The following is a 15,850-nucleotide window of genomic DNA, read 5'->3' on the forward strand; positions in this document are numbered from 1 at the left end:
CCTCGCCACGTGAGCCCTCCGGAGGACCGACCATGAAGCGAACCCCTGCGATCGTTCTCACCGCTCTCCTGCTCTCCGTGATGGCGCTGCTCTCCGGCTGCAACAAGCCCGACGAGCCGGCCGGCGCCGGCGGCGGCCGCACCTTGAAGGTCGGCGCCACCCCCGTGCCGCACGCCGAGATCCTCCGGGTGGCCGCCCCGCTGGCCGAGCGGGAAGGGGTGAAGATCGAGGTTGTCGAGTTCACCGATTACATCCAGCCGAACATCGCGCTCTCGGACGGCCAGCTCGGCGCCAATTACTTCCAGCACGTGCCGTATCTCGAGCGCTTCTGCGCCGACCGGAAGCTCTCGCTGACCAGCGCGGCGGCGGTGCACCTCGAGCCGCTGGCCCTGTACTCCACCAAGCACGCTCGCCTCGAGGACCTGCCCGAGGGAGCGCAGGTGACGATCCCGGCCGATCCGACCAACGGGAGCCGGGCCCTCCAGCTCCTGGCCGAGCACGGGCTCCTGCGCCTCCGCGAGGGGGTGGGGGCCGCCGCGACGGTGAGGGACGTGCTCGACGGCCCGCGCAAGCTCGCCCTCCGGGAGATCGACGCCGAGCAGCAGCCGCGCACGCTGGCGGACGTGGACGCCGCCGTCATCAACGGCAACTACTTCCTCGAGGCGCAGAAGAACCTGAAGCTCGACGCGAAGGTGCTCGGCAGCGAGTCCGCCAAGGGCAACCCGTACGCGAACGTGCTGGCCGTGCGGAAGGGCGATGAGGCGCGGCCGGAGGTGCAGGCGCTGATCAAGGCGCTGCACTCCGAGGACGTGCGGCGCTTCATCGCGTCGACCTACGGCGGCGCGGTGGTGCCGGCGTTCTGACGCGGCCGCGCGCGAGCGCGCGACGCGCGCTCGCCGGCAGCAGCCGCGGGCCAGAAATCCCGCCAGAGAGCTTGCCCTGCGGCGCGTAGGTAAAAGAAGCCGGATTGCAGCGCGAGGAAGTGTAGCGCAGCAAAACCGAAAGGGTGGGACCGCGAGCGTCGTGATGGCTCGGTCCTGGGACGCCCGCCGGAACATCGAACGTGTACTCGGCAGGCTCGCTCGAGCCCACGACCTTCGTGGAGACCATGGCGTGGACGGGCCCGTCGCTCGTGGACGACGGCTGGTCGTGCACGAGCGTGAAGCCCGACGGGGGAGTCACGTCCGGAGGATCGGCGACGACCTCGAGCGCGGCGAGGAGCAGATCCTCCTCGAGCTGCGCGCCGCTACTGCTCTGCGCCGACCTCGTAGAGGAACTCGTTGTAGGCGTCGACCTTCTTCCACGGGACCACGTCGACGCCGAGGTCGAACAGGCTGCCTTCGACGAGCTGCGGCGCGAGGATCTCCTTGGTCGCGTCGAGGCCGATGCTCTTGATGCCGTAGACGATGTAGGGCCCGAGGTACCCCTCGTAGTACTGCCGCTGGACGTGCGTGGCCTTGATGCGACCCTGGCGCATATAATCGGCGGTCTCCGGCGCGAAGTCGAAGGTGACGATGGGGAGGTCGGGCGCGTCCGCGGCGTCCGCGGCCAGCACGCATCGATACGAGTCGATGAACATCCCGATCAGGCCCACGACGGGCGGGTCGGCGTCCTCGATCTCGCCTCTCATCAACTCGACGTCCATGGCTTGGTCATGATAGATGGACTGATGTACCAGAACGTGGTAACCGGCTGCCTCGAACACGTCCCTGGCGCCGTTGGTTCGATGGACACCGTCGAGCCAGATCGGGTCGGCCCAGCCGTGGATGAGCACCGTGCCCGGCCCCTCGGGCAGCATCGGGAGCAGGGTGTTCCCTGCCACGGCCCCGGCATACTCGTTGAGTATTCCGACGTAGATCTGGCGCTTCGAGTTCACCAGGTCGGCGTCGAGCGTCACCACGGGGATCCCCTTCGCGATGGCCTCGTCGAGCGCGGCCGCGTTGCCTTCGCCGACGGGCGTGATGACTATCCCCTCGGCGCCTTCCGCCACCGACCGTTCGATGTGTTGAGTCTGGAATTTCATCAATTCCTCTAGCTCTGTCTCAGTACTGTAAGGCGCGAGCACGTTCCCCGTGGCCCTCCCGGAGTCCCCGAGCTCACCCATGGCTCGGTTCGCGCCCGTGGCGATCGGCGCAAAGAAGTTGTCGAGGGACTTCAGCAACACCGTGATCTGCATCGGTTCGATCGAGCTCTTGTTGATCTCGGCGACGAGCTCGTCGATGGTCGCCTCGATCTCGAGCGGGATGAACTCGCTCCGAGGAAGCGGCGTTCGCTGGATGGGCGCGGCTGTCTGCGCCGCGTCCGGATCGCTCGAGCCGCATGCCGCCGTCGTCAGCATGAGCCCGATGGCCACTGCCCAGTTTCGCCCAATCATCGTCATGAGACCCCCTGCTAGGTTGTCGCTCGTTCGTACGTGGTTCGTGCGGTCGCGCGCGGCACCCTTGCGCGCAGATCAGACCTGATGCGCGCCCGGCGTCCGGAGACGGCCCACTCGATCACGACGATCGAGTCGGCAGCGGGACGAGCGGCCAGCGCATCACGTGCCTGTTCCCCCCGGAGCGATGCGACGCGACAGGTCACATCGAGTCCTTGCTCGACCTGATGGACATCGCATCACAGCGAGGAGCCGCATGTCAAGTGGCGTCCAGGGCGAAAACTTCCAATCTGGATGGCGGGATCACGCCAAGCTGCTGTGGAAACCTCTGGGACCAGGATCCATCCTCGGAGATCGCGTTCCTTGTACGTGGCTGGCGGCTCCTCAGCCGAGAGGTGAGCGCGAGGACGCCGAGGCGGAGCCGCGCCGACCTCGTTCATGGGCGCGAGATGCGGTGTTCGTCGAGCTGCAGTCCTCCTCGACCCGGAGGATCTCGGCAGCATCCACCGCGCGGTGGTGGGCGCGCCTCCAGGCGACCCGCTGGCCTACACGGCGCCATGCGCGACCACGTCGAAGCGCGGTTCTCCCGCGAGGTGTGTACGGCGAGGTGGTGCGCGCCGGCGACGTCGCCTCCGGCGCGGCGCTGGTCGACATGGCGGGCGCCGATGACCTCGCCGTGATCGTGGTGAACGCCGGCGCTGAGCGGGGGTTCACGCGCCGGGCGACGCGCTCGGCGGCAGCGCGCGGAGCGGCGCTCGGTGAGGCGCGTCACCCGGCGAGCGCTCTCCCGCGCCGGCCCCACGAGCGCTCGTCTCGCCGTGAGCCCGATGCGCTAGCCTGCTGGAGATGAGCGAGCCCCGTTCCGAGGACGCATGCCCTTTCCTCCGCGAGGACGCCGACGGCGTTCTTTGTTTCGCCATCGAGGGCGATATCTCGGACGAGATCGCGCGCTCTCTCTGCGCCGTGTTCCGGCGCGTGTGGGAGAGCGGTCGCGAGGTCTTCGTGCTCGCCGACGCCCGCCGCGTCGGGACCCTGACGGCGGCGGCGCGCAGCGCGCTGGCGGAAGAGCTGCGCGGCGTGCGCTTCGGCGGGGTCGCGAGCTTCGGGGCGAGCTTCTCCGTGCGCGTCGTGACGACGCTCGCCTCGAGGAGCGTGCAATTCTTCACGGGCGAGGTCTATCCGCTGGCGTTCTTCGACACGGAGGACGAGGCGCGCGCGTGGCTGCTCGCCCAGCGAGACGCGCTCCGGGCCACGCAGCGGCAGGGCGCATGACGCCCGCCGCCCGCCGAGGCGCGCCCCATCGGCGCAGCGCCGGCGCGCAGGACGCGCGTCGCGGGGATGGGCTACCATGCCTGGCATGAGCGATCCCCGTCCGGCGGGCGCGAGCTTCGAGCTCCGCGAGGAGCCCGATGGCCTCCTGGTCATCGCGACCGACGGCGATGTCCTGGAGGACAACGCGCGCGCGCTCGTGGACGCCTTCCAGCGCCTGACGGACAGCGGCCGCGAGGTGCTGGTGCTCGCCGACGCGCGTCGCTGCGGGACGGTCACGCCGGCGGCGCGCAAGGTGTACCTGGACGGGCTGCGCACGGCGCGCCTCGACGGGATCGCGGTCTTCGGCGCGGGCTTCCATATCCGCGTCATGGCGACGCTCATCGTGAAGAGCATCAACCTCCTCACGAAGCGGTTCCCCTTGCTCGTGTTCTTCGAGACGGAAGCCGAAGCGCGCGCGTGGCTCGTCCAGCAGCGGGGAGCCCTCCGGGCCGGGCGGCGGATCCAGGCGTGACGTCACCCTCCGCGGCGCGCCTGCCGGGGGGGTTCGCTGAGCGGGTGCTATCTGGCCAGCTTGCCGAGCAGTACCTGCTGCATGTGAAACCACTTCGACATCCGGAACAGTACCGGCATAAGCTGAATCATGTTCTGACCCGCGCGCGTGGGCGCTCTCGCCCGATGTCGTGCGCGCGCTGCGCGTCTACTTTGCGATGTGTCCTCCAAAGCAGCGTGTTTTCTCCAGGCCAAGCGGGCTACCCTTACCCGGTCGTGATGGGGCGAAGAGCTTTCGATATCACCTGCGTTGCGCCGGTATCAACAGGCCTGAACTGTTCGAGATCACGGAATCTAGGTTGAACATTCGCTTGCACGACACTCGCGCGACCTTCATTACCATCAAACTAGCGAACGGGCGCACCGAGACGTGGATCTCCGATCGGACCGGGCACAAGTCGAGCAGCCAGATCCACCACTACAAGCGCGCCGCACGTAAGGTCGCGGAGCTCGGCTTGGGAGACTTCGCACCCCTTGATGAGGCGATCCCCGAGCTGCGAGGCGAGGGCCGAGCGGTCAGAGGCGCTCGCCTGTCGGGGGGAGCGGAGGCCGGGGCGGCGGGCGAAGGCCGCTTCCTGGGAGCCGCGCCTCCGGGCCAGACGCCGGCATCGGCCGACGTACCGGCTGCCTCGGCGGCAGAAGACGAAGCGGCGGCCGACGGGGCCGCGTTGGGCCCGCGTTGGGCCGAACCGGCGCCTAGCGCGGCGACAGAGCAGCCGGAAGTGATTGAAATTGTTGGCGTTTCTTCCACTCGCTCCGCATCCGCACGGAAATCCCGCCAGAAAAAACGGTCGATAACGAGCGCCTCGTCTCGATGATCACCACCAACGCCGTGTTCGGAGGCTACGTCCGGGCGTCCATCGATTGCCCCGCGTGCAAGGGCAAGCTTCGTCATCGATCCGCCGTACTCGGTGTGCTGCCCGGCGTGTGCGTGGACATGGCGACGAGCTTCATCCCACCACCGAGGGCTCTGGCGCGACGGCACAGCCTACAATGCGGCGCGCGCGCCCGCTCACTCGGAGAGCGCCGTCGCCATCGTCGCGTCGAGCCCGGCGACCCGCCCCTCGGCGAAGCGCGCCTCGTGCGCGGCGTCCCCCAGCGCCGAGCGCGCAGCCTCGAGGCACGCCGCGAGCGCCGGCCGCTCGATGGGCGGCACCGGCGTGCCGATGGCCTCGCGGAGCGCCGCCGCGCCGCCCAGCAGGCGGGCGCCGCGCGACGGCTTCCCCGCGCGCACCGCCGCGCGCGCGAGCGCCTCCAGGACGCTCGCGGACCGCCAGAGGTCGCCGAGCTCCCGGTGCAGCCGCAGGCTCGCCCGCAGGCGCCGCCCCGCCAGCGCGAGATCGCCGCGCTCGATCGCGACGAGCCCGAGGATGTTGCTCGTCCAGGCGATCCCCTCCTTGAACTTCACCTGCTGCGACAGGCCCTCGCTCTCCTCGCAGAGCCGGGCCGCCTCGTCGAGCTCACCCCGGTAGAACGCCGCGCATCCGAGGTAGAGCAGCGCCCTCGCGGTCCCCTCGCGGTCGCCGGCGCAGCGGAACTCCGTGAGCGCGAGCTGGCACGCGCTCTCCGCCCGCGCGACGTCGCCCGAGAGCCACGCCGCGAACCCCGTGTAGCCGAGCGCGCGCGCCGCCTCGAGCGTGTCGCCGCGCTGCGTGGCGAGCGCGAGGCTCTCGCCGTGCAGCGAGAGCGCGCGCTCGTAGTCGCCCTGCTCGCGCGCGACGCTGCCGAGGATCTGGATCACCGAGGCGAGCCCCCGCTCGTCGCCGAGCCCGCGGTAGAGCGCCGCGCCCCGCTCGAGCAGCGCGCGCGCCTCGCGGTAGTCGCACTGGAGCAGCGCGAGCGTCCCCGCGCCCCGGAGCGCCGGCGCCACGTGCTCGGGCGGGACCCCCGCGGCCCCCGCAAGCGCCCGGCCGAGCCACGCGCGGCCCTCCTGGTAGTGCCCATGGATGTACCAGAACCACGCCAGCGCGGCGGCGAGGCGGACCGCGACGCCCGCGTCGCCCTCGCCGCCCCCGAGCGCGAGCTCGAGGGCGAGGCGGAGGTTCGCGTGCTCCAGGTCGAGCGCCGCGAGCCACGCGGCCTGCTCGGGCCCGCGCAGCGCCTCGGCCGCGCGCTCGGCGAGCTCCAGCGAGAGCTCCACCAAATGCCGGTTGCACGCCGCGGCGGCGCCCTCCTCGTCGAGCCGATCGAGCCCGTACTCGCGCAGGATCGCGAGCATCTGGAACCGGGGCTCCTCGCCCGCGACCGGGAGCAAGAGGCTCTTGTCGACCAGGGACTCGAGGATCCCGAGCGTGTCGAGCGCCGGGTCGCGGAAGGCGCACATCGCGTCCGCCGTGGCCAGCGAGAAGCCGCCCGGGAACACCGCGAGCGTGCGGAACACGAGCTGCTCCTCCGGCTCGAGCAGGCCGTAGCTCCAGTCGATGGCGGCGCGCATGGTCTGCTGGCGCTCGGGCAGATCGCGCGCGCCGCCCGTGAGCAGGCGGAACGAGCCCGCGTTCGCCGGCGCGCGCCCGGCGGCGCCGCGGTCGCCGAAGCGCGCGAGCAGCGCCGCGGGGGTGAGCACCCGCAGGCGCGAGGCGGCGAGCTCGATCGCGAGTGGCAGGCCGTCGAGGCGCGCGCAGATCTCCACGACGTCGGCGACGTTGGCCGGGCCGAGCTGGAAGCCGGGCTTGACCGCCGAGGCCCGGCGGCAGAACAGGCTGACCGCCGAGCTCGCCTGCGCGGCCTCGACCGTGACCTCGCGCGGCTCCGGCAGCTCCAGGGGCGGCACGACGTAGCGCCGCTCGCCCGAGAGGTTCAGGGCCGCGCGACTCGTGACGAGCAGCGACAGGCGCGGGCAGCTCGCGGCGAGGTGCGCGACGACCGGCGCCGCGGCCATCAGGTGCTCGAGGTTGTCCAGCACGAGCAAGAGGCGGCGGTCGCGGAGGAACTGGGCCACGCGCTCCAGATCCGGCCGCGCGCCGCCGTCGCCGAGGCAGAGCGCCTGCGCGATCGCCGAGGGCACGAGCGCGGGCTCGCGCAGCGACGCGAGGGGCACGAAGCAGACGCCGCCGGAGAACACCGGGACGAGATCCTCCGCGACCTGGAGCGCGAGCCGGGTCTTGCCGGTGCCGCCGACGCCGGTGAGCGTGAGCAGGCCGGCCTTCGGGTCGAGCAGGAGCGCGGCGACCTCGGCGCGCTCGCGGGCGCGGCCCACGAACGTCGTGCGCTGGATCGGCAGGTTGTGGCGTGGCCGCTCGGGCTCCGGCGAGACGTTCAGGTCGGCCGGCGTCGAGGCGCTCGGGTTGAACGGCGGCAAGGCGCCGGGATCGGTCGAGCGGGCGCCGGGATCGGTCGAGCGGGCGCCGGGATCGGTCGAGCGGGCGCCGGGGTCCGTCGAGCGGGCGCCGGGATCGGTCGAGCGGGCGCCGGAACCGCGGGAGGAGCTGCCGAGCACCGTAGGGTGAGCCCGCGGCGGACGCCGCGGGGGGGCCTCGACCATGCCCGCGAGCTCCATCGTGTCGGTGCTGGGCATCCTCGCCTTCAGACGGCCTCCGCTCGACCACGGCCGCTCGGCGCCGGACGGTTCGGCGGGCGCGCAGTAGCCCTCGAGGGCGGCGCGCAGCGCGAGGCTCTGCTGGGTGACCGAGGGGAAGCGCCGGGCCGGAACGCGGGCGCACGACCGCAGGAACCAAGCGTCGAACGCGGGCGGGAGCCACGGCCAGCGCATCGACGGCGGGTAGAGCCGCATGACCAGGAGCGCCGCCATCAGCTCGGCCATGCTGTTCGCGGTCCAGTAGATGTCGCCGGTCAGGAGGCGCACGGCGATGAGCCCGATCGCCCACACGTCCGCCGCCGGGCCGATCTGGTCCGAGCGCCCGCGCGCCTGCTCGGGGGCCATGTAGAAGGGCGTGCCCACGGCCGTGCCGGTGGCGGTGAGCCCGCCCGAGTCGCCGAGCGCGCCGGGCTCGAGCTCCTTGACCAGCCCGAGGTCGAGGATCTTCACGCGCTCCTGCCCGTCGTCGCCGATCGCGAGGAAGAGGTTCGCGGGCTTGAGATCGCGGTGGAAGAGGCGCTGCGCGTGGGCGACCTCGAGCGCCCCGGCGACCTCGCCGAGCCAGCGCTGCACCTCGCCGGGCGAGCGCTTGCCCTGCGTGGTGACGAGCTGCTCGAGATCGTGGCCCCGGAGCAGCTCCATCACCAGGAAGGGGGAATCGTCGAGCTCGCGCGCGACGCCGGCGTCGAGCATGCGCACGAAGCCGGGCGCGTCGAGGCGCCTCATGGCCCGGATCTCGCGCTCGAAGCGGGCAGCCGCCGCGCCGACCCGCGGCGCCCGGAGCAGCACCTTCACCGCGACAGGGCCGCCGCCGTCGAGGTCGTCGGCCATGTAGACCACGCCCACCCCGCCCCGGCCGATCTCGCTCACCAGACGGTAGCGGCCACCGAGGACGATCGGGCGATCTTGGGGGAGCATGGGCGATCGCGGTCGGGACGGCCTCGCGAGGAGCCGCGGCCTCGGTAGCTTACCACAGGGCGCCCGCGCGCCGCCCTCGGCCCTCCGTTCTCTGGTGATGTGTACGCGGGCGTTCGTCGCGGCGACCGTGGAGCGCTGGGGCCGCCTCGACTGCGCGGTCGACTCGGCGCGCCTCGCGAGGGTTTCGTGCCGATCACCGACGCCGACGTGTTCGACCGGAGGATGACCGTGAACTGCAAGGGCACGTTCCTCTGCATGAAGCACGAGAGCTCGCCGCCTCTCCTCACGTCGGCCGGCGGGGCTCGCCTCGACGCCACTCCTCGCCTCCTCCTCGGGTCAGGTGCGCGTGATGGAGAGGCCGCCGTCGACCAGCGCGGCCGTCCCGGTGACGGCGCTCGCAGCTCCCCGGGGGCGTCTGATGCAGAAAGCGCACGGACGCTGCAAGGACAGGAGCCGCAAGGACGCAAGGGGCACGAGGGCACGAGGGAGAGAGCGCACGCGCGTCTACTGGAGCCTGCGGAGCAACTCCGTGTCCTGGTCGCCCAGCAGGTAGGTGGCGATGAAGGTCGCGGGGGCCGAGCTGGAATCGTTGTCGAAGCGCTCGATGGGCGTGCTCGCGGGCTCGAAGATCGTCTGCCCTGCCGTGTAGTACCTGGCCGGTTGGCCTTTCACCTGGAACCGAATACGCCCTTCGGTCACATAGCAGACGACCGGACCGGGGTGCGTGTGCGGCCCGGCCTCGAACCCAGGGGGCAACGTCAGCCGCTGCACCTCGACGCGGGTCACGGCCTTCCCGCCCGCGACCGCGTGAGTCCCGAGCGAGGCTCGCTCCAGGACCGAGTCCCGCGCGCATCCCGCGCCGACACAGAGCAAGGCTGTCGCTACCGCGAGCGCAGCCCGGGAGAGCCGGCGCCCGCTCCCAGGGAGCGCTCTCCCCGGACGCCGCGTGCGACGATGGTTGTCGGCGAGATCGCGAGGGAGGTCCCCGTCGCGCAGCGGCGGCTCGCCATTCCGCGGTGAGACGTGAGCGAAACGCATGGAATGTGGGTCCCTGTGTTCTGTCAGGCGGCTCCGGCTCGCCTTGACGCCACCAGCATGACGGAGCACCATCGTGCTGAAAATCAGGAACTTTGGTACGGATAGTTCAGAAAAATGGGATGGTTGGCATGCAACGCGTCACCTTCGATCTCGACGTGTTGCGCAGCTTCGTCGCGGGGGTGGAGCTGGGCAGCTTCGCCAGGGCGGCGGGCCGGGTGGGCCGGTCGACCTCGGCGGTGAGCGCTCAGCTCAAGAAGCTGGAGGAGCAGGCGGGCACGCCGCTCTTTCGCAAGGCCGGGCGCGGTCTCGCGCTGACCGAGGCGGGCGAGACGATGCTGGCGTACGCCCGCCGCCTGCTCGAGCTGAACGACGAGGCGGCGGCCGCGGTCCGCGGCGTCGATCTCGAGGGCTGGGTCCGGCTCGGCCTGCAACAGGACTTCGGTGACGTGCTGCTCTCCGGGGTGCTGGGGCGGTTTTCGCGCGCCCACCCGAGGGTGCGGATCGAGGTGCGGGTCGCGCGGAATGCGGAGCTGCTCGAGCGGGTCACGTCGGGCCGGCTCGATCTCGCGCTCCTGTGGGGCGACGGGATGGGGGCGCCGCATGGCGAGCGTCTGGCCGAGCTGCCGATGCGCTGGATCGGGTCGGCCGCGGGGGGCCCTGCGCGGACCGGGGCGGAGGGCGAGCCGCTGCCGCTCCTGGCCATCGAGGCGCCGTGCCGGTTCCGGGATGCCGGGGCGGCGGCGCTCGATCGCGCTGGCATCCCGTGGCGGCTCGCCTTCACCAGCCCGGACCTGGGCGGGCTCTGGGCCGCGGCGGCGGCAGGGCTTGGGTTCACGGTGCGCACGCCGATCGGGCTGCCCGCCGGCGTGCGCGCGCTCGGCCCCGGGGAGGCCGGGCTGCCGGCGCTGCCCGCGCTCCCCCTGGCCCTGCACCAGGCAACGGCGGAACCGGAGCTCCCGACCGCCCGCCTCGCGGCCCTCGTGGTGCAGGCGCTGCAACGTCCCGTCGAGATCGCTCGTGGAGTCCAGCCGACTGGCGCGCTCCTCGGGCGAAACTAGCCACGTGAGCATCGAGAACATCGAAGATCTGCGCGTGCTGGTGGAGACGGCCCGCCGCGGGACGCTGACGGCGGCGGCGCGGGTCCTGGGCGTCACGCCGGCCGCGGCCAGCGCCATGCTCAAGCGGCTGGAGACGCAGCTGGGCGAGCGGCTGTTCGAGCGGTCCACGCGCGCGCTGCGCCTGACGCCGGAGGGCCAGATCCTCCTGGACTACGCCTCCCGCGCGCTCGATCTCCTGGAAGAGGGCGAGGCGCAGCTCGCGTCGCAGCGCCGCTCGCTCGTGGGCACGGTGCGCGTGGCGGCGCCGTCGGATCTCGCGCGCAGCGTGCTCTTGCCCTGGCTCGACGAGTTCGTGGCGGCCCATCCGGGCGTGCGCTTGTCCCTGTCCGTGACCGATCGCGTGCAGGACGTGATGCGCGACGTGGTGGACCTGGCCTTACGTTACGGCGAGCTCAGCGATTCCCGGCTTGTGGCCCGGGCGCTCTCCACGACGCGCCGCGTGCTCTGCGCTTCCCCCGCGTACCTCGCGCGGCACGCGCCGCCGCGCTCGCCCGAGGACGTGGCCCAGCACAACTGCCTGACCTTCCACGTGAACCACAAGCGGCACGTGGCCTGGCGTTTCGAGAAGGACGGCGCATGGACCGAGGTGCGCGTCGACGGCGACCGCGACGCCGACGACGCGGCCATCGCCCACCAATGGGCCCTCGCCGGCGCCGGCCTGCTCTACAAGTCCGAGCTGGATCTGGTGCACGATCTGCGCGAGGGCCGCCTGGTTCGCCTGCTGCCCGGCTGGCAGGGTGAGCCCTATCCGCTCAACGCCATCCTGCCGAGCCATCGTTTCGTGCCGGCGCGGGTGCGCGCCCTCGTCGACTTCCTCGCGGCGAAGCTCCGCGACCTCTCGCCTCAGAAGCCCGGTGTCCCCGGCGCCAGGGGCTTGAAGCGATAGACCAGGTAGGGCGCCTCGTTCCTGGCCACGCCGTCGGCCTGGAGCGCGCTGGTGAGGGACAGCTGCGCCGCGCCGGTGTACATGCTGCCGTCGCTGTTGTAGGTGACGCCGTCCGGCCAGACCATGTCCGGGTCGCTCACCAGGCGCTCGTATTTGCGGGTGTCGGACGGGATGACGCCCACGGCGCGCTCGCCGACCTCGGTGAGGTACAGGTTGTCGTCCTGGTCGATGGCCAGGCCGCCGTTGAAGGGCTTGTCCGCGTAGGTCTCCACCTTCGCCCCGAGCTGCGCGGCGGTGAGCGACGTGTCCAGGAGGTCGCTCATCCGGATCCGGTACATCTTGTAAGCGTTGAGCGCGGCGAAGTAGAGCCACTCGCTGTTCGTGTCGAGGGCGATGCCGTCCACGCCCACGTACAGGTCGACGGCGCCGCTCGTGGGTCGACCCACGTCCCAGCGGATGGGCTCTTTCAAAGGCATCACGCTGGGGTGGCCTTGCAAGAGGCGCCGGCTCTCGCCGGTGGAGAGGTCCACCACCACGAGCGCCGCCTTGTCGCCGACGCCGCCCGAGCCTTCGCCGATGGCCTCATCGGCGATCACGATCACGCCGTGCTTCAGGTCCACGACGAAGTCGTTGTGCTGCGACTCGGTGAGGGTGGCTTCCGGCGAGATGGGGATGACGCGCTCGAGCTTGTCCTGGTGGGTGTTCCACCCGACGAGCTTGGGCACGAGGTCCGCGGGGCGCCCCGCCGCCTTGTCCGTGGATTTGGCCGAGTCGAGCAGCCAGAGGACGCCGTTCTGGTCCGTATGCAGGCCGAGCACCCAGTCGAGGCAGGCGTCGAAGTCGGATTTCCAGCTGCCGTCGGCGTTCTTGCAGCTTTGCCACGCCGCGCTCGGGTACGGTGTGGTGGACTCCCGGTCTGGGTTGAGCAGCGCGACCTGCACCTCGGGCTCGTAGAACGGGTGAAAGCCGATGATGACCCGGCCGTCGGGCATCTGGGTGATGCCGCCGACGCCGGTCGCGTCGAGCCGAGCGTAGACCTCGAGCGTGGGCTGCGGCGGCGGCGCCGGGCTGGCGCTGTCGCCGCAGGCCGCCGCGGCCGCGGCCAGGGTCACGCTCGCGAGCTTCAGCTTGAGATGGGAAAACCGATGCATGCTTGTCTCCTCGTCGTGGTGGTCCTCCATGCTTGAGGAGCGCGCCCTCGCGGACAAGCGGCGGCGCGCGGAAACAGTTTCAGCGTTTCGTTGAAGATGGCTCGACCCGCGCGGGGCCACGTGGCCACGACGCAGGCTTGCCGCTCGGAACTCTGGGGCTAAATCCTGCGCGGTGCTTGCATTTCGATTTGCAGCGCTCTAGCATCTCGTGGCATCGCGAAGATCACCTTCGGAACCAGGCGCCTGTTCGAGGATGATCCCATGCAGCATCCATCCCCTGATGGGTAAGACCTCCGGGCTCCCCCATCGCCGCTGGGGCTCACCTGTTTGTTCATCGGAATGACGAAAACCTTGCACGACTCGACGGACGAATCGGAGCACTTGGCGCGTCAAGTGATAGACATCGTATTGCGCCGCAAGCGGGACGCTTGGCCGCTCGGTGGCCCAGTCGAGCCGAAGGTGCTGGCGCAGCGGGTCGGGAAGACGATCACGAGCGCGGGCCTCGGGGGAGAGGAGGCGCTGCGGCGCTGGGTCGACGAGCTGGCGCCGGCGACGGTCGCCGCCGATCACCCCCGGTACTTCGCGTTCATCCCCCATGCGCCGACGGAGGCGTCGGTGCTCTTCGACCTGATCGTGAGCGGAGCGGGGCTCTGCGCGGCCAGCTGGCTCGAGGCTGCGGGCGCCGTCTACGCCGAAAACGAGGCGCTGCGCTGGATCGCCGACCTCGCCGGCTTCCCCGCGGCAGCCGGGGGCACCTTCGTGCCCGGCGGGACGCTGGGCACCCTCTCGGCGCTCCACGCGGCGCGACATGCAGCGCTCGTGCGGCGCCAGGGGGTACGGCCGGCCCGCTGGAAGCTGGCGGCGTCGACCGACGGCCACTCGTCGATCCAGCAGGCGGCGCGCATCATGGACGTCGATCTCATCGAGGTTCCCGTCGATGGCCGCCACCGCATGACCGGCACGACCCTCCGGGAAGCGCTCGACGCGCAGGGGGACGATGGGCTCTTCGCGGTGGTCGCATCGGCGGGAGGAACGAACCTGGGCCTGCTCGATGATCTCTCCGGCGTCGCGCAGGTCTGCCGCGAGCGGGGTGCATGGCTGCACGTCGACGGGGCCTACGGGCTCGCGGCGCTGGCCGCGCCGAGCAAGCGAGCGGCCTTTGCCGGGATCGAGAGGGCCGACAGCTTCACCGTCAATCCACACAAATGGCTCTTTGCGCCCTACGACTGCTGTGCGCTCCTGTACCGCGACCCGGCCCAGGCGAGGGCGGCGCACAACCAATCGGCGGCCTATCTGGATCCCATCAACGAGGGCTCCGACTGGAACCCCGCGGACTACGCGCTGCAGATGAGCCGACGCGCTCGCGGGCTCCCTCTCTGGTTCTCGCTCGCCGTTCACGGGACGGACGCCTATTCCGCGGCGATCGAGGCGACGCTGGCGCTGACGCAGCAGGCGGCAGGAGCGATCCGCGCGAGGCCGTTCTTGGAGCTGCTCATCGAGCCTGAGTTGAGCGTCCTCGTGTTCCGCCGCCGCGGCTGGTCCGCGGCGGACTACGATGCCTGGTCGGCCCACCTGATCGCCTCGGGCGCGGGGTTCGTCGTGCCCACGACGTTCCAGGGCGAACCGGCCGTGCGGATCGTCATCATCGACCCGCGGAAGACGCATGCAGACATCGAGCGGGTGCTCGACTCGATGGAGGACGCTCCTCGCTGACCGAACCCGAGGGCGACGCCGACGGATCCAGCGGAGTCTCAGCTCAACCTCGCGAGGGCTTGCGCGAGGTCGGCGATCAGATCGTCCGCGTCTTCCAGCCCGACCGACAGGCGGAAGAGATCGTCGGCCGGCCTGCTCCCGCGTGAGGCTTCTCCACCAGCGTCTTGGACCATCGAGTGCGACATCGATTGAGCATGCTCCATGACGCTATAGATCCCTCCGAGGCTCACCGAGAGCCCGATGATCCGGGGCGCCTCCAAGAGCCGCGCGATGTTGCTCGCGGGGCCCGCCACGGAGAAGGAGATGACGCCCCCGCCGCCGTCGAGGAGCTCGCGCGCCCGGTCATGCTGCGGATGCGACCGCAGGCGCGGATAGCGAACCGACGTGACGCGGGGATGCGCCTCCAAGAACTCGGCGATGCGGGCGGCGCTCGCGTTTTGTTGCGCCACGCGCACATGAATCGTCTTGAGACCCTCGGAGACGAGCCAGGCCGCGTGCGGATCCATGCATGATCCATACAGCGTTTGCCTGCGCCAGATCTTCTCGGCGAGCGCGTCCGAGCACATCGCGGCGCCGCCGTGGACGGCGAAGTGGCCGCTCAAGTACTTCGTCAGGCTGTGGACCACGACATCGGCTCCCAGGGTCGACGTCTCCAGGACCCCGGGAGGGGTGAACGTCGCGTCGCAGATGCTCGTCGCCCCATACCGCGAGGCCAGCCGGCAAATCTGCTTGCAGTCCGGCAAGATGAGCTCTGGGTTGCTCAGCGTCTCGAAGTACACGGATCGGCAGCCCTGTCGGAGCAGCTCCTCGAGCTGCTCCGTGTCCTCGGGCACGAAGAAGCGGACCTCGTAGCCGAAGCGTCGCATCTCTTCGGCGCAGAACCTGAAGCTGTCGCCGTAAATGCGGGTCGACACCGCGAGCGTGTCGCCAGGATCGTTGAGGGCGAGCAGCACGGTCGTGATCGCCGACATGCCCGAAGGAAAGCCGATCGCGGTCTCCGTCTCGGCGAGCGACGCCAGCTGCTTCTCCAGGAAGCTGACCGTCGGGTTGCCCCAACGCGTGTAGTAAGAGCTCGGCCGCGTCGCGTGCTCCGAACCGACGGCGACATCGTAGCTCGGCATGCGGAAGAGCGTGGTCTGATAGATTGGCTGGACCACCGGCACGTTCTCTGCGGCGACCGGCTTCGTCAGGAGGAGCCTAGAGCTGCTTTTCACCAGAACCTCGGTTGAGCTTGCGGCCATCGCCGTTCGGCGCTTCCTGCCAAGTAGATGAAGGGCGCGGGCCGGGCATCAGGGG

General features: G+C 70.9%; 12 protein-coding genes. 7 read left to right on the plus strand and 5 right to left on the minus strand.

Going from position 1 to position 15,850, the window contains the following annotated elements; translation table 11 throughout:
* The first annotated feature begins 32 nt into the window (after nucleotides 1-32).
* Nucleotides 33-863 (plus strand): MetQ/NlpA family ABC transporter substrate-binding protein, encoded by an 831-nt coding sequence (locus tag WME83_RS05180; RefSeq protein ID WP_437318141.1) that lies wholly within the window; start codon nucleotides 33-35, stop codon nucleotides 861-863.
* Between the two features lie 383 nt (nucleotides 864-1,246).
* Here the strand turns inward: WME83_RS05180 and WME83_RS05185 are convergent, their stop codons facing one another.
* Entirely contained in the window at nucleotides 1,247-2,380 is a 1,134-nt protein-coding gene (locus WME83_RS05185) for a substrate-binding domain-containing protein (RefSeq protein ID WP_437318142.1), read from the minus strand.
* Between the two features lie 840 nt (nucleotides 2,381-3,220).
* On the opposite strand from WME83_RS05185, the gene WME83_RS05190 reads away from it, so the two are divergent.
* The 3 genes from WME83_RS05190 (at nucleotide 3,221) to WME83_RS05200 (ending at nucleotide 5,013) form a co-directional block, all read left to right on the plus strand.
* Nucleotides 3,221-3,646 (plus strand): STAS/SEC14 domain-containing protein, encoded by a 426-nt coding sequence (locus WME83_RS05190; RefSeq protein WP_437318143.1) that lies wholly within the window; start codon nucleotides 3,221-3,223, stop codon nucleotides 3,644-3,646.
* Nucleotides 3,647-3,731: 85 nt separating this feature from the next.
* On the plus strand, nucleotides 3,732-4,157 hold the full coding sequence (locus tag WME83_RS05195; protein ID WP_437318144.1) for an STAS/SEC14 domain-containing protein: 426 nt from the start codon (nucleotides 3,732-3,734) through the stop codon (nucleotides 4,155-4,157).
* A 337-nt stretch (nucleotides 4,158-4,494) separates the two neighbouring features.
* Complete coding sequence (locus WME83_RS05200) at nucleotides 4,495-5,013, plus strand: hypothetical protein (protein WP_437318145.1); 519 nt, start codon at nucleotides 4,495-4,497, stop codon at nucleotides 5,011-5,013.
* 194 nt (nucleotides 5,014-5,207) lie between these two features.
* On the opposite strand, the gene WME83_RS05205 is transcribed toward WME83_RS05200, so the two are convergent.
* Both WME83_RS05205 and WME83_RS05210 read right to left on the minus strand, forming a co-directional pair.
* A complete protein-coding gene (locus tag WME83_RS05205) occupies nucleotides 5,208-8,648 on the minus strand; it encodes a protein kinase domain-containing protein (RefSeq protein ID WP_437318146.1) in 3,441 nt (1,146 codons plus the stop codon).
* A gap of 504 nt (nucleotides 8,649-9,152) precedes the next feature.
* On the minus strand, nucleotides 9,153-9,434 hold the full coding sequence (locus tag WME83_RS05210; RefSeq protein ID WP_437318147.1) for a cupin domain-containing protein: 282 nt from the start codon (nucleotides 9,432-9,434) through the stop codon (nucleotides 9,153-9,155).
* A 380-nt stretch (nucleotides 9,435-9,814) separates the two neighbouring features.
* Here WME83_RS05210 and WME83_RS05215 point away from each other — a divergent pair, with 380 nt between their 5' ends.
* Entirely contained in the window at nucleotides 9,815-10,744 is a 930-nt protein-coding gene (locus WME83_RS05215) for a LysR substrate-binding domain-containing protein (RefSeq protein ID WP_437318148.1), read from the plus strand.
* A 4-nt stretch (nucleotides 10,745-10,748) separates the two neighbouring features.
* Nucleotides 10,749-11,690 (plus strand): LysR family transcriptional regulator, encoded by a 942-nt coding sequence (locus WME83_RS05220; protein WP_437321965.1) that lies wholly within the window; start codon nucleotides 10,749-10,751, stop codon nucleotides 11,688-11,690.
* Here WME83_RS05220 and WME83_RS05225 read toward each other — a convergent pair.
* A complete protein-coding gene (locus WME83_RS05225) occupies nucleotides 11,648-12,841 on the minus strand; it encodes an L-dopachrome tautomerase-related protein (RefSeq protein ID WP_437318149.1) in 1,194 nt (397 codons plus the stop codon). The two genes, WME83_RS05220 and WME83_RS05225, sit on opposite strands and share 43 nt — an antisense overlap.
* A 339-nt stretch (nucleotides 12,842-13,180) precedes the next feature.
* Here WME83_RS05225 and WME83_RS05230 point away from each other — a divergent pair, with 339 nt between their 5' ends.
* On the plus strand, nucleotides 13,181-14,554 hold the full coding sequence (locus WME83_RS05230; RefSeq protein ID WP_437318150.1) for a pyridoxal phosphate-dependent decarboxylase family protein: 1,374 nt from the start codon (nucleotides 13,181-13,183) through the stop codon (nucleotides 14,552-14,554).
* 38 nt (nucleotides 14,555-14,592) lie between these two features.
* On the opposite strand, the gene WME83_RS05235 is transcribed toward WME83_RS05230, so the two are convergent.
* Nucleotides 14,593-15,768: a trans-sulfuration enzyme family protein gene (locus tag WME83_RS05235; protein WP_437318151.1), complete on the minus strand. Its 1,176-nt coding sequence runs from the start codon at nucleotides 15,766-15,768 to the stop codon at nucleotides 14,593-14,595.
* Between the last annotated feature and the right edge of the window lie 82 nt (nucleotides 15,769-15,850).

It is taken from the genome of Sorangium sp. So ce385 (assembly GCF_051474135.1).
Classification (GTDB): Bacteria; Myxococcota_A; Polyangia; order Polyangiales; family Polyangiaceae; genus Sorangium; species Sorangium cellulosum_D.

Bases quoted from the DNA above. Each gene is read 5' to 3' on its own strand.
- WME83_RS05205 (WP_437318146.1), bottom strand. From the start codon at position 8,648: ATGCTCCCCCAAGATCGCCCGATCGTCCTCGGTGGCCGCTACCGTCTG.
- WME83_RS05225 (WP_437318149.1), bottom strand. From the start codon at position 12,841: ATGCATCGGTTTTCCCATCTCAAGCTGAAGCTCGCGAGCGTGACCCTG.
- WME83_RS05195 (WP_437318144.1), top strand. From the start codon at position 3,732: ATGAGCGATCCCCGTCCGGCGGGCGCGAGCTTCGAGCTCCGCGAGGAG.
- WME83_RS05230 (WP_437318150.1), top strand. From the start codon at position 13,181: ATGACGAAAACCTTGCACGACTCGACGGACGAATCGGAGCACTTGGCG.
- WME83_RS05215 (WP_437318148.1), top strand. From the start codon at position 9,815: ATGCAACGCGTCACCTTCGATCTCGACGTGTTGCGCAGCTTCGTCGCG.
- WME83_RS05185 (WP_437318142.1), bottom strand. From the start codon at position 2,380: ATGACGATGATTGGGCGAAACTGGGCAGTGGCCATCGGGCTCATGCTG.
- WME83_RS05190 (WP_437318143.1), top strand. From the start codon at position 3,221: ATGAGCGAGCCCCGTTCCGAGGACGCATGCCCTTTCCTCCGCGAGGAC.
- WME83_RS05180 (WP_437318141.1), top strand. From the start codon at position 33: ATGAAGCGAACCCCTGCGATCGTTCTCACCGCTCTCCTGCTCTCCGTG.